The following is a 13,232-nucleotide window of genomic DNA, read 5'->3' as shown; positions in this document are numbered from 1 at the left end:
TCCTCACTTCTGAGCTTCCCCTATCACTGATGTCATGCGAATCTGACGATGATCGCTGATTTCTAAATTAGACAGTACGGCCATGTTTGGCAGACTACGATGCAGGAATCGGGCAAGTAAAGCGCGTAAAGCATGGTTCACAAGCAGCACAGGCGGAGCACCCAACATTTCCTGCCGCTGTAGCGCTTGTTTCGCCTGTTCAAGCAAGCGATCGGCAAGCCCCGGTTCGAGACCACCGCCTCCTTGAAGCGCCTGTAACAGGAGTCGTTCCAACGAGCCTTCCAAACCGATAACCTGAAGTTCACTGTCTCCTGGAAACCACTGCTGAGTTATCGCACGCCCCAAAGCAACCCTAACCACCGTGGTGAGTTCATAAGGGTCTGGCTGCACCGGCGCATGTTCAGCCAATGTCTCCATGATGGTACGCATATCCCTAATCGAAACCCTCTCGCTAAGCAAATTCTGCAAGACCTTATGCAAAGTCGTTAACGTCACCACGCCCGGAATGAAATCTTCTGTCAGTTTTGGCATTTCCTGCGCAACGCGATCCATCAATTGCTGAGCTTCCTGCCGTCCAAACAGTTCACTGGCATGCAATGCAATTAAGTGGTTCAGGTGGGTTGCTACTACGGTACTTGCCTCTACGACAGTGAATCCTTGAGCCTGAGCCTGATCTTTGAGGGCATTATCAATCCAGACCGCTGGGAGCCCAAACGCCGGATCCTTCGTGATATCGCCAGACAAAGAGCCAACAGCATTACCCGGATTGATCGCCATCCAACGACCCGGATGAGCCTCACCGCTACCCACCTCAACACCTTTCATCAGTATGCGATAGCTGGCAGGCTGAAGTTCCAAATTATCCCGAATATGAACCACTGGCGGTAAGTATCCCATTTCCTGGGCAAACTTTTTCCTGATACTACGAATCCTGCCCAGCAGTTCGCCATCTTGCTGCGCGTCAACCATTGGGATTAATCGATAACCAACTTCCATACCCAGCGGATCTTCAAGCTGTACATCAGACCAGCTTGCTTCAACAATCTGATGCTTCTCCATTGATGCTGGCATAGGTTGCATGACGGGTTCTTTCTGCTGTTCTCCACGCATCCACCAGGCAAGCGCTAACAAAGATGCGGTAAATAACAGAAAGACAAAGTTGGGCATTCCAGGAACCAGACCAATGAGTCCAATAACCGCCGCACTCAGCACCATCACTCGTGGGTTATTGAATAGCTGGGTGACCATCTGCTGGCCAACATCCTGATCGGTACTCACGCGAGTAACAATAACACCCGCGGCGGTAGAAATAATCAGAGCTGGAATCTGGGCAACCAATCCATCACCAATGGTAAGTAGCGTATAGCTTTCTGCTGCCTGTCCTACTGGCATGCCGTGCTGCGCAACACCAACGACCAATCCACCAATGACGTTGATGACCATGATAATCAGTCCAGCGACAGCGTCACCACGCACGAATTTACTAGCACCGTCCATTGAGCCATAAAAATCTGACTCCTGAGTGACTTCAGCTCGGCGCTTTTTCGCTTCTTCTTCACCAATGATCCCAGCATTAAGATCGGCATCAATCGCCATTTGCTTGCCTGGCATTCCATCCAATACAAAGCGAGCACCGACTTCAGCGATACGTCCGGCACCTTTGGTGATAACCATGAAATTGATTAAGACAAGAATGATAAAGACCACGATACCAATGGCAAAATTTCCGCCTACCAGAAAGTGACCAAATGCTTCAACCACTTTACCTGCGGCGGCAGTCCCTGTATGCCCTTCCAACAAAATGATACGGGTAGAAGCGACGTTGAGCGAAAGACGCAATAAAGTAGAAAACAGCAGAATCGTAGGGAACGCAGCAAACTCCAGCGTCCGCTGTGTAAACATCGCAACCAGCAATACCATGATGGACAGTGCAATGTTAAAGGTAAATAACAGATCCAGAATGAATGGCGGCAGCGGCAATACCATCATGGAAAGTATCAGCAGGATCAATATTGGTCCGGCTAATATTTGCCATTGGCCACCTTTCATATTACTCGGTAAACGAAGCAAAGAGGCCAAATTAGCCATCAGTAATATTCTCTTTAGCAAAATCCAGTGCATCCGGCACGGGTAGATGTTTCGGTTTTCTAGGAATTAATCCACCTTCCCGCTTCCAGCGTTTCAGTTGATAAACCCAGGCTAAGACTTCTGCAACAGCGGCATACAGCGCAGCCGGAATATGCTGTCCGACCTCTGAATGACGAAATAGCGCTCGCGCCAACGGCGGGGCTTCTAAAATAGGAACGCGATGTTCGGCTCCCAAATCACGAATACGCAACGCAATTTCACCTGCCCCTTTAGCTAACACTCTCGGCGCATTCATTTTTTTCTCATCATAACGTAATGCTACCGCATAATGCGTCGGGTTAGTGACTATCACATCAGCCTTCGGCACATCAGCCATCATTCTACGCTGAGCAATTGCTCTCTGCTGCTGACGAATACGACCTTTAACATGCGGGTCACCTTCGCTCTGTTTATGCTCATCACGAATTTCCTGCTTGCTCATTCGTAATTTTTTGATATGGCTCCAAACTTGCCAAAACACATCAAAAGCGACCATGGGAATGAGGCCCATGATAATAAGGAAACCACACATCACGGCCAGTTCTAGCGCATCACCCATCGCCGCAATCGGCGCCTCAGATACCAGATGCAATATCTTCGGCCAGTTATGAATCAAGAACAAGGTACTAATGATGCCAACCACGACTGATTTCAATATTGCCTTGAAGAGCTCAGCGAGTGATTGAGCGGAAAATAATCGTTTCAACCCAGAAATAGGATCTAATTTTTTGAAGTCAACCTTTAATGATTTGGTACTAAATAATATCCCACCAAGCAGCAAAGGTGCTGACAGCGCAACCAACACAGCACCGAGCATAATTGGCATCAACGCCGATACAGCCTGACGCAGTAATGAGCCGACATGCCGTAGCATTTGAGTGTCATCACCAATCGTTGCGTAATCAAAGTTTAACGACTGTGAGACAATTCTGGCCAATCGGCCAGCCATAGCTTCGCCTCCCATCCACAAAATAGCCAGACCAGCGACCATCATCAGAACAGAAGTCAGTTCTCGCGATCGCGGGATCTGCCCTTCTTCACGCGCCTTCTCCTCTTTTTGGGGAGTGGGGGCTTCTGTTTTTTCTAGATCGCTATCTTCAGCCACTATGGCGTTCCTGTTACGACTTTCGGGATAGGAATTTGCTGCCTAGCATGACAAATACGAGAAAGTTTTATGGCTGGAACAACGGGAAAAACCAGCGCTTCTTTAACGCATAGTAAGAATTAAGAGGAAGAGAAAAACGAATTTAGTTATTTATGGCCATAAGTACTGGCCATAAATAACTGGGGCGACGGTGCTGGTAACCTTTTCAAAAAAGAAGATGACTTCTTTTTTTGAAGCAAGGTTTATTAGAATCCGAGACTATCCAGAAGATCGTCAACCTGATCCTGATTGGCGACGATTCCTGCTGCTCCTTTGTCCAATTGAGGTCCATTGAGCAGACCATCATTAGGACGCTTAGGTGAATCTGGTTTTTCTGGAATATTTTCCAGCAACACCATCAGCAGTTGTTTTTCAATTTCCTGGACAACATCCATCATACGCTTGATTACCTGACCAGTAAGATCCTGGAAATCCTGCGCCATCATAATTTCCAACAGTTGGGCGTTGGTAAACGAGGTATGCTGTGGGACATCCTCAAGATAGCTACGCGTATCCGTCACTAATTCACGCGCATCTGCCAATTCAATTGGATTTTCAAACCATTCATCCCAACGGGTTTTCAGGGATTTGGCATCCGCTTCTAGTTGGTTTTGACGTGGTTGTGCAGCCTCTACGCAATTCAGAGCACGCTCTGCAGCTTGCGCAGTCATCTGGACAACATAGTCAAGACGATCGCGGGCATCAGGAATAGCCTCTGCTGCTTCTGCTATCGCATTATCCAGACCCAGCTCTTTCAAACTGTCGCGCAGCATACGAGTCAATTGGCCGATACGCGAAATGATCTCGGTTGCTGAAGCGGTGTCGTTCACGGACGGCATATGTGGCGTCATAGGATCCCCTTACATACCCAGTTTTTCGAAAATCTTACTCAGTTTTTCTTCAAGGGTAGCTGCAGTAAATGGTTTAACTACATAGCCGCTAGCACCCGCTTGTGCCGCAGCGATAATGTTCTCTTTCTTTGCTTCTGCCGTTACCATCAGCACGGGAAGGCTGGAAAGCGCGCCGTCAGCACGAATAGTCTGTAATAGCTCCAGTCCATCCATGTTGGGCATATTCCAGTCAGAAATAACGAAATCAAAAGCACTGGAGCGAAGCTTATTCAGTGCATCAGCGCCGTCTTCTGCCTCTTCTACGTTATTAAAGCCCAGTTCCTTCAGCAGGTTACGGACAATTCGACGCATCGTCGAAAAATCATCCACTACCAGAAATCTGAGTTCTTTATCGGCCATACCTACTCCTAAAATATTTATTGCTCACCAAGAGCTGCTTATATACGTAATGCCTGTCCGGCAGAGATTTGTGCCAACATACGCTGGCTCACCTGGTGCAAATCCACCACTTCATCGACGCCACCCATCGCAATCGCTTCACGCGGCATCCCGAAAACCACACAACTTGCTTCATTTTGGGCCAGAGTATAAGCACCAGCCTGATGGAGTTCCAACATACCGGCAGCCCCATCATTGCCCATCCCAGTAAGGATTACTCCTACAGCATTTCGCCCGGCGTATTGCGCAACCGAACGGAATAACACATCAACTGATGGACGATGCCGATTGACGGGAGGTCCATCATTTAAACGTACTTGATAGTTTGCCCCACTACGTGCCAGTTCCAGATGGCGTGCGCCTGGAGCAATGTAGGCATGACCAGGAAGAACACGCTCCCCGTCTTCTGCTTCTTTCACTGTAATCTGGCATAACTTGTTCAAACGCTCGGCGAAAGACTTCGTAAAACCCGGTGGCATATGCTGAGTGATCAGTAATGCAGGGCTTGTCGGCGGCAGAGGTTGTAATACATGCCGTATCGCTTCCGTTCCCCCCGTTGATGCACCAATCGCGATCAGCTTCTCACTACTGAGTAATGGCATATGCTGAATAATCTTTGTCGACTCGGCGGCAGTACTACGTTGCGGTAGACGCGCCTTAGCAGCCATGCGAATTTTTTCCGCAATCAACTCGCTGTACGCCAGCATTCCCTCACGGATACCTAACTGTGGTTTGGTAACAAAATCAATCGCACCAAGCTCCAGCGCGCGAAGCGTAATCTCTGACCCTTTTCCGGTCAAGGACGACACCATGACAACAGGCATCGGGCGCAAACGCATAAGTTTCTCAAGGAAATCCAGTCCATCCATACGCGGCATTTCAACATCCAGCGTTAATACCTGAGGATTAAATTTTTTAATTAAATCACGAGCGACTAACGGATCTGGGGCAGTAGCGACAACTTCCATATCAGGGTGGCTATTAATTATTTCAGTCATGATCTGACGCATGAGGGCAGAATCATCAACACATAATACTCTTATCTTGCTCATTATCTTTCCTTAGCCAGCCCATATACAGTTTGCCCACGCAGATAAAATTCACGACTGATCTGGCTGAAATTCTCTGAATGCCCAGCAAATAACAACCCACCCGGTTTAAGCATTGGGACGAATCGACGAAGAATACGCTCTTGAGTTTCTTTATCGAAATAAATCATTACATTACGACAAAAAATAGCATCAAATGGCGCGGGAACGGACCAATCAGGTGCGAGCAGATTGAGTTGTTGGAAATGCACCATTGACGCAAGCTCAGGGCGAACACGAACCAAACCACTATGTGGTCCAGTACCGCGTAAAAAAAAACGCTGTAGCTGCTGTGGAGAAAGAGAGCGCAACTCTTCATGGCGATAGATGCCAGCGGTTGCCTTTTCTAGCACCTGGGTATCAATATCACTGGCCCATACCTGACACCCGCTCGCTTTATTACCCAAAACTTCAGCAAGAGTCATCGCCAATGAATATGGCTCTTCCCCTGTAGAGGCGGCCGTACTCCAGATAGTGTAGCCATTGGGACGTTTTTTGGCATGCTCAGCCAATATAGGAAAATGGTGAGCTTCGCGGAAAAACGCTGTCAAGTTAGTGGTTAACGCATTAACAAAAGCTTGCCATTCTGCACTATTAGGATCTGACTCTAATAGCGCTAAGTACTGACCGAAATCATTGATTCCAAGCAAGCGAAGACGTCTAACCAAACGATTGTAAACCATTTCACGTTTGTGATCCGCAAGGACAATGCCAGCCCGCTGATATATTAACTGGCTGATTCGGCGAAAATGGGTGTCCGACAACGGCAATCTGTCAACCATCTGCGTCAGAATAGAAGCAGACTCGGGGCGATTTCTCGATGGCGTACTTTTCATATCACACTGCTCGGATACTGATTCTTGCTATGATGTTTTTTCAATTTGAACTTTCCTTCACAGCTACCGCAGGTTTTTATTGTCATTCGTCAATTATTCATCGAATTACGATTTAAAACTGACACTGTATTGGTAATACCAAAGCCGACCTCACCCATCATGTCTGTAACACAAATTGCAGATTGAACAATACCATGAATTTCACTGCTTCAAACCGCCAAGTGCTGTATCACTTACAAAACTCAAGTGCGCACTCATCAACTACTCGCATGTTGATTTTTCTACATTATGGCGAATCAACAATCACCCAGCCACCTATATATAAGCGGCTGGGGGTTATCTCATCAACGATGTCGCTACATCTTAGGTTACTTATAGTCTATATGACGGTTCTGATCAGAACGTTTCCCAATTATCATTTGATGAACCTTCTTTCGCCTTTTTACCGCCATTCACTGATGAAGCCAACAATGCGTTTTTTGGGCCTGTTGTCGCCCTTCTAAACGAGCCTTCATCTTCAGAGAGGCGGAATACGGCAACAGCCTGATTCAGCACTTTCACTTGTTCTTCTAATGCAATAGCCGCAGCGGCAGATTCTTCAACCAAGGAGGCGTTTTGCTGCGTAACCCGGTCCATCTCAGTCACAGCTTGGCCAACCTGATCAATACCTTTACTTTGCTCATCAGAAGCGGAGGCGATTTCACCCATAATATCCGTTACACGAGTGACAGCACTGACGATTTCTCCCATCGTCTCGCCCGCGTTTTCAACCAGTGCAGAACCTTCATCAACTCGACTGACAGAATCTTCAATCAAACTTTTAATTTCTTTCGCAGCCTGAGCACTACGTTGTGCCAAACTACGGACTTCACCTGCGACAACCGCAAAACCACGGCCTTGTTCCCCTGCTCTGGCTGCTTCAACCGCCGCATTCAGGGCAAGAATGTTAGTTTGGAAAGCAATACCATCAATCACACTAGTGATATCGGCAATTTTTTGCGAACTTCCAGCAATATTTTGCATGGTTTTGACGACATTATCGACAACCCTGCCCCCCTTCTGCGCCGTCTCTGACGCACTGAGTGCCAACTGGCTGGCCTGACGAGCATTTTCCGCGTTCTGTTTAACTGTTGCGGTCAACTGTTCCATACTTGCTGCTGTTTCTTCTAATGAAGCGGCCTGTTGCTCGGTACGCGATGAAAGATCGTTATTACCCGCGCTAATTTCTGTAGCACCAGTATAAATGGCATCAGCACCTTGTCGAACCGCACTAACCGTTGAAACAAACTCACTTTGCATATGGCGAATACTCTCAGCCAAAATGCCCATTTCATTGCTGCTGTGAAAGTGAGTCGTTTTTGTCATATCGCCTTTCGCAATATGACGAATATGTTCAACAATATTATTTAGCGGCCTTATTAATAGCTGTTGAATACCAACCCAAGACATCAGCGCTAACGCAAAAACCAACACAATAATGAAGCCAAGGATCCAGAGCGCTGAGTCGTAAGCTGCATCATTTTTAGCTATACCAGCCTGATAAAGTTTATCGCTTTCAGCTTTATAAGCGTAATACGCTTTTTCAAAGTTATCCTGGAAGCGCTGGGTCGGTTGCTCAATAAATTTCTTAAATTCCCCAGCGTTCAAAAACTGAATCAGTTCAGTCAATGCTGCATTTAGAGCGACATAGTTTTCTTTTACACCACGAGAAATACTGTCATCCTGTCGTACATCCTGAGGTATTTTCTCATATCGAATGAAATAATCATTTGCCACCGCGAGCTGCTTTTCAGCAGAGGTAAGAAGCTCTTTACCGCCAGCACCCGCCCCCGTACCACTTGCATCGAGCGCAAAACGCGTCCCCGCACGGTTAAGTGTATTGCGAGTCTGTAATAAATATGACCATGCCGAATCCAGCTCGGAACGCTTTTGGTTAATAACCTGCGTTGAACTGAAGATATCCTTATCATTTTTTAATGCACTAAAGAATAAACCACCAGAAATAAGCTGAAGAGCTCCAAACAACACGAGTACAAGCATCAAACCTGTAACAACTTTTATACGGTTAAACATATAACGCCTTTTGAGTAGACCAACCACCTATTATATCGGCATTATTCTGGATATCTTTACGAATTTCTGAACTGACAAGGATATGACTAAGGAAGGTTTTCGGGGCCACTTTCGTAGCCCCTGGAGGCCGATAGGCTAGACTTTCAATACACTATCAACCAGAGCCATTTCCTCACTACTCAACAGCTTCTCGATATCAACCAAAATCAGCATTCTCTCGCCCAAAGAGCCTAAACCAGTCAGGTACTCTGTTGACAGCGTTACAGCAAACTCCGGCGCGGGACGAATTTGGTCTGTAGTTAATGACAACACATCAGAAACGCCATCTACAACAATCCCGACGACACGCTGACCAAGGTTGAGAACAATCACAACCGTGTTGTCATCGTATTCAACATCCTGCTTGGCGAATTTAATGCGCAAGTCAACGATCGGTACAATGACACCGCGTAGGTTGGTAACACCTTTAATGAAGGAAGGTGTGTTAGCAATACGCGTTACTTGGTCATAACCGCGAATTTCTTGTACTTTTAAAATATCAACGCCGTACTCTTCGTCACCCAGCGTAAAAATCAGGAATTCCTGTCCTACTGTTTCGCCAGTTAATTTCGTGACGCTTGCAAGTCCAGTCATGTTTTCCACCCTTTATTAACGATCTGTTTTATTAAGCAGCAGTTTCAACCGCACGCTTTTCACGATTGAGCGCTTGTAACGCTGAAACATCCACAATCAGCGCAACGCTGCCATCACCAAGGATGGTAGCGGCTGAAACGCCTGGCACCTTGCGATAATTACTTTCCAGGTTTTTAACAACCACCTGATGCTGCCCAATCAGCTGATCGACCAGCAAGGCATAACGTCGACCCGCACTTTGCAAAATAACGACAATACCCTGGGTAGCATCCGTCTTAGCACCATCTACATCAAAGACATGGAACAGTTCAACGAGAGGTAAATATTCACCACGAACCTGCAATACCCTTTCTCCACCAGCTAACGGATACAGGTCTTCCGACTGCGGCTGCAAGGACTCCATCACGGCGTTAAGCGGTAGAATAAAGACTTCTTTGTTAACTTTAACAGACATGCCATCAAGGATCGCGAGCGTTAGTGGCAACAGGATTCTGATCGTCGTGCCTTTTCCGGCCTGGAAGTGGATTTCGACATGCCCCCCCATTTCCTGAATATTTCGCTTCACCACATCCATGCCGACACCACGGCCAGAAACGTCGGTGACTTTCTCAGCGGTTGAAAAACCTGGAGCAAAGATCAACATGCCCACTTCTTCATCAGACATCGAGTCACTCACGGCCAAACCTTGAGACAAAGCTTTAGCCAGAATTCTCTCGCGGTTGAGCCCTGCCCCATCGTCGATAACCTCAATACAGATGTTACCGCCTTGATGTTCCGCAGAAAGCGTCAAGTTACCCACCGCAGACTTACCTGCAGCTACGCGTTTATCTGGAGATTCGATACCATGATCGAGGCTGTTACGCACCAAGTGCGTCAGAGGATCGATAATACGTTCGATCAAACTCTTATCCAGCTCAGTCGAACTCCCCATCAGCGTTAGGTCAACCTGCTTATCCAATTTCGCAGCGAGGTCACGAACCAGTCGAGGGAAACGGCTAAATACATATTCCATCGGCATCATACGGATGGACATAACCGATTCTTGCAGATCGCGAGCGTTACGTTCCAACTGCCCCATACTGTTGAGCAAATCGCCGTGCGCCACAGGATCGAGTTCGCTTGAGCGCTGCGCCAGCATGGACTGCGTAATCACTAACTCACCAACGAGGTTGATAAGTTGGTCAACCTTCTCAACCGCTACACGAATACTGGTATCACCAGTTTTTGCTTTATTTTTTCCATTTTCCGGCGCAACTTGCGGTTTTGCAGCAACTGACACAGGCGGGGCCACTGGAGCGGCTGCGGCGGGTGCTTGAACCACAGCCAATGTTTCTACGACTTCAGCGACAACAGGTTGGCTGGCCACAGCAGATTTGAAGCTGATTTGCTCAGGTTCAAGTACAAAACACAGAACCGCGCTAATATCGTCTTCACTTTCAGACGTGACCAATGTCACTTCTACGCTAGTGTCAGTTTGATGAGGATCTTTAACCGTCCCCAGATTGCCAAGCTCTTCCAGCATCTGAGGTATTTCCTGAGACTTCAGGCCGGTTAATGCAATACGCATTTCACCTTTACCTACACCATTAGAGGCTGGGCTAGCAGAGTTCTGTGTTGCGGCCGACGCATCAGATGCGGCTGCGTCACCATCGGCTTTAGACTCCAGAGCAAGCTGGCGCAAGGCCTGACAGATATACTCAAAGCTTTCAGCATTGGGTTCCTGTGCGGTTTTATAAGCGTCCAACTGATCCTGCATAATGTCTTTTGTTTCCAGAAACAGGTTGATGATATCAGTGCTAAGACGCATTTCGCCACGTCTTGCTCCATCGAGTAGGTTTTCTAACAGGTGTGTAGTTTCCTGCAATGCTTTAAAACCGAATGTGCCAGCGCCTCCTTTTATGGAGTGAGCTGCACGGAAAATTGCATTCAGTTGCTCAGTGTCGGGTTCTGACGGATCCAACAACAATAAGTGTTGTTCCATATCTGCAAGTAATTCATCTGCTTCATCAAAGAACGTTTGATAAAAAGCACTCATGTCCATGCTCACGTGGTCACCTCTGCTGTGAATCGCGGCTTATTGAGAAGGCGTCGCCTGACTATCGGGCGCAGCAGGCAACGCAGTGGTTGGCTGTTGACGCTCTGGAGCAGGAACTCCATTAGTTGGTTGTGGCAATGCCCCACCACTTCCACTCGTATTGTTATTATCACTATTTTCGGCAGCCGGAATGGTAGGTTTAGGCTTACCCAACTGCATATTTTGTAAATTTTCCACTTTGTCTATATTTACAGCAGAGCTTTCTGCATTTTCTTCTTCAATATCCTTTTGAGCTTGTCTGCTCAATACCAACAAACTGATACGCCGGTTAATCGCATCATTCCCACTTACAGCCTGTTTTAGGTGCATTGTCGCAGCCATACCCACAACGCGCAAAACTTTTCCATCAGACAAGCCCCCAAAAATAAGCTCTCGACGTGATGCATTAGCACGATCCGCGGACAATTCCCAGTTACTATAACCACGTTCCCCTGTCGTATACTGAACATCATCAGTATGGCCTGATATACTCAATTTATTCGGGAAATCGTTCAGGATAGGGGCTATCGCACGCAGGATATCTCGCATATAGGGCTCAACCTGTGCACTCCCAGTTTTAAACATGGGGCGATTTTGACTATCGATAATTTGGATGCGTAACCCTTGATCAATCATTTCAATTAACAGATGCGGGCGGAGTGCTCGTAATCGAGGGTCAGCCTCAATTAACTGATCCAAACGTTCGCGCAATTTATTGAGCCGCGCCTCATCCAGCTTCTTTTCCACGTTATCCGTTTTGATGGCTTTTTTCACTTCACCATCTTGCTGAGTGGGATCATTCCCTCCACCTGGGATGGGACTAGAACTGTCGCTTGATTTAGGACCTGAAGTTAATGCAACCTTTAGCGGGGTACGAAAATACTCCGCTATTTGCGCTAACTGCATTGGCGTAGAAATTGCGATAAGCCACATTACAAGAAACAATGCCATCATTGCTGTCATGAAGTCAGCGTAGGCAATCTTCCAAGAGCCACCATGGTGGCCCCCATGTCCAGACTTACGCTTTTTGCGAATAATGGGATGCTGATGTTTCATGCATTACTGTCCGACGCTTGCTGAGTCGGCGATTTCACACGACGAATGTGTTCTTCCAATTCAGTAAAGGAAGGACGCTCCGTCGAGTACAGTGTTTTACGACCAAATTCAACGGCAATTTGCGGCGCGTAACCATTAAGACTAGACAGTAAAGTGACTTTAATGCATTGCAATACTTTGATTTTTTCTGCATTTTTCTGGCGCAGTAATGCGGCTAATGGAGAGACAAAGCCATAAGCAAGTAGAATTCCCAAGAAGGTACCCACCATGGCGTGAGCGATCATCATCCCCAACTCAGCTGCAGGCCGGTCAACATAGGCCAGTGAGTGAACAACACCCATAACTGCAGCGACGATACCAAATGCAGGAAGACCGTCACCCATCATCGTCAAACTGGATGCAGGTATTTCACTTTCATGCTCAATCGTTTCGATCTCTTCATCCATCAGCGTTTCAATCTCAAATGCATTCATATTACCGCTGACCATCAACCGTAAATAATCGGTGATAAATTCAACCACATTGTTGTCAGCAAGAATATTGGGGTAGCTTGAGAAAATTTCACTTTCGCGAGGGTTATCAATATCAAATTCCAAGGAAAGCATACCTTGCTGGCGAGATTTGGCCATCACACGGAAGAGTAACGCCATGAGATCCATATACAATGCTTTATTATACTTAGAGCCTTTGACCAGAAGAGGTAGCGCACGTAGTGTTGCTTTTATCGCCTTTCCATTATTACCAACAATGAAAGCGCCTACCGCAGCACCGCCGATGATCAGCAGCTCAGAAGGTTGATAAAGCGCTCCCAAGGCCCCACCGACCATGAGATAACCGCCGAGTACCGAGGCCACAATGACGATATAACCCAATATAACCAGCACAAGAAATCCTTATAATAAAAAGGTGGGC

The 13,232-nt window shown here is 47.1% G+C and carries 11 protein-coding genes; all 11 read right to left on the bottom strand.

Going from position 1 to position 13,232, the window contains the following annotated elements; all coding sequences use genetic code 11:
- Nucleotides 1-3: 3 nt before the first annotated feature.
- Entirely contained in the window at nucleotides 4-2,088 is a 2,085-nt protein-coding gene (gene flhA / locus DMB82_RS08020) for a flagellar biosynthesis protein FlhA (RefSeq protein WP_116156114.1), read from the bottom strand.
- Nucleotides 2,081-3,232, bottom strand: a complete 1,152-nt coding sequence (gene flhB, locus DMB82_RS08015) for a flagellar biosynthesis protein FlhB (RefSeq protein ID WP_116162541.1) — start codon at nucleotides 3,230-3,232, stop codon at nucleotides 2,081-2,083. The genes flhA and flhB overlap by 8 nt, the downstream gene beginning before the upstream one ends.
- 245 nt (nucleotides 3,233-3,477) lie before the next feature.
- Nucleotides 3,478-4,122, bottom strand: coding sequence for a protein phosphatase CheZ (cheZ, locus tag DMB82_RS08010; protein ID WP_102118431.1), 645 nt, complete (start codon nucleotides 4,120-4,122; stop codon nucleotides 3,478-3,480).
- 9 nt (nucleotides 4,123-4,131) lie between these two features.
- Nucleotides 4,132-4,521 carry a chemotaxis response regulator CheY gene (gene cheY, locus DMB82_RS08005; protein ID WP_095699942.1) on the bottom strand — a complete coding sequence of 130 codons (390 nt, stop codon included), beginning with the start codon at nucleotides 4,519-4,521 and terminating at the stop codon, nucleotides 4,132-4,134.
- Between the two features lie 38 nt (nucleotides 4,522-4,559).
- Entirely contained in the window at nucleotides 4,560-5,612 is a 1,053-nt protein-coding gene (locus tag DMB82_RS08000) for a protein-glutamate methylesterase/protein-glutamine glutaminase (RefSeq protein WP_102118430.1), read from the bottom strand.
- Nucleotides 5,612-6,484: a protein-glutamate O-methyltransferase CheR gene (cheR, locus tag DMB82_RS07995; RefSeq protein WP_102118429.1), complete on the bottom strand. Its 873-nt coding sequence runs from the start codon at nucleotides 6,482-6,484 to the stop codon at nucleotides 5,612-5,614. Before cheR ends, DMB82_RS08000 begins: the two co-directional genes overlap by 1 nt.
- Before the next feature lie 396 nt (nucleotides 6,485-6,880).
- Nucleotides 6,881-8,557: a methyl-accepting chemotaxis protein gene (locus tag DMB82_RS07990; RefSeq protein WP_102118428.1), complete on the bottom strand. Its 1,677-nt coding sequence runs from the start codon at nucleotides 8,555-8,557 to the stop codon at nucleotides 6,881-6,883.
- Nucleotides 8,558-8,692: 135 nt separating this feature from the next.
- Nucleotides 8,693-9,190 carry a chemotaxis protein CheW gene (gene cheW / locus DMB82_RS07985; RefSeq protein WP_014915920.1) on the bottom strand — a complete coding sequence of 166 codons (498 nt, stop codon included), beginning with the start codon at nucleotides 9,188-9,190 and terminating at the stop codon, nucleotides 8,693-8,695.
- 31 nt (nucleotides 9,191-9,221) lie between these two features.
- On the bottom strand, nucleotides 9,222-11,225 hold the full coding sequence (gene cheA / locus DMB82_RS07980) for a chemotaxis protein CheA (RefSeq protein WP_189338653.1): 2,004 nt from the start codon (nucleotides 11,223-11,225) through the stop codon (nucleotides 9,222-9,224).
- Nucleotides 11,226-11,264: 39 nt separating this feature from the next.
- Complete coding sequence (motB, locus tag DMB82_RS07975; protein ID WP_102118426.1) at nucleotides 11,265-12,320, bottom strand: flagellar motor protein MotB; 1,056 nt, start codon at nucleotides 12,318-12,320, stop codon at nucleotides 11,265-11,267.
- Complete coding sequence (gene motA / locus DMB82_RS07970) at nucleotides 12,317-13,204, bottom strand: flagellar motor stator protein MotA (RefSeq protein WP_102118425.1); 888 nt, start codon at nucleotides 13,202-13,204, stop codon at nucleotides 12,317-12,319. Before motA ends, motB begins: the two co-directional genes overlap by 4 nt.
- Between the last annotated feature and the right edge of the window lie 28 nt (nucleotides 13,205-13,232).

Origin of the sequence: Pectobacterium aquaticum (assembly GCF_003382565.3) — a bacterium.
Lineage (GTDB): Bacteria > Pseudomonadota > Gammaproteobacteria > Enterobacterales > Enterobacteriaceae > Pectobacterium > Pectobacterium aquaticum.
This window is presented reverse-complemented; position numbering and strand designations above follow the sequence as displayed.

What these genes read in the sequence shown, in the direction of transcription:
- cheZ (WP_102118431.1), bottom strand. Translation starts at nt 4,122, where the DNA reads ATGACGCCACATATGCCGTCCGTGAACGACACCGCTTCAGCAACCGAG.
- cheR (WP_102118429.1), bottom strand. Translation starts at nt 6,484, where the DNA reads ATGAAAAGTACGCCATCGAGAAATCGCCCCGAGTCTGCTTCTATTCTG.
- cheY (WP_095699942.1), bottom strand. Translation starts at nt 4,521, where the DNA reads ATGGCCGATAAAGAACTCAGATTTCTGGTAGTGGATGATTTTTCGACG.
- motB (WP_102118426.1), bottom strand. Translation starts at nt 12,320, where the DNA reads ATGAAACATCAGCATCCCATTATTCGCAAAAAGCGTAAGTCTGGACAT.
- cheW (WP_014915920.1), bottom strand. Translation starts at nt 9,190, where the DNA reads ATGACTGGACTTGCAAGCGTCACGAAATTAACTGGCGAAACAGTAGGA.
- flhA (WP_116156114.1), bottom strand. Translation starts at nt 2,088, where the DNA reads ATGGCTAATTTGGCCTCTTTGCTTCGTTTACCGAGTAATATGAAAGGT.
- cheA (WP_189338653.1), bottom strand. Translation starts at nt 11,225, where the DNA reads ATGAGTGCTTTTTATCAAACGTTCTTTGATGAAGCAGATGAATTACTT.
- DMB82_RS07990 (WP_102118428.1), bottom strand. Translation starts at nt 8,557, where the DNA reads ATGTTTAACCGTATAAAAGTTGTTACAGGTTTGATGCTTGTACTCGTG.
- DMB82_RS08000 (WP_102118430.1), bottom strand. Translation starts at nt 5,612, where the DNA reads ATGAGCAAGATAAGAGTATTATGTGTTGATGATTCTGCCCTCATGCGT.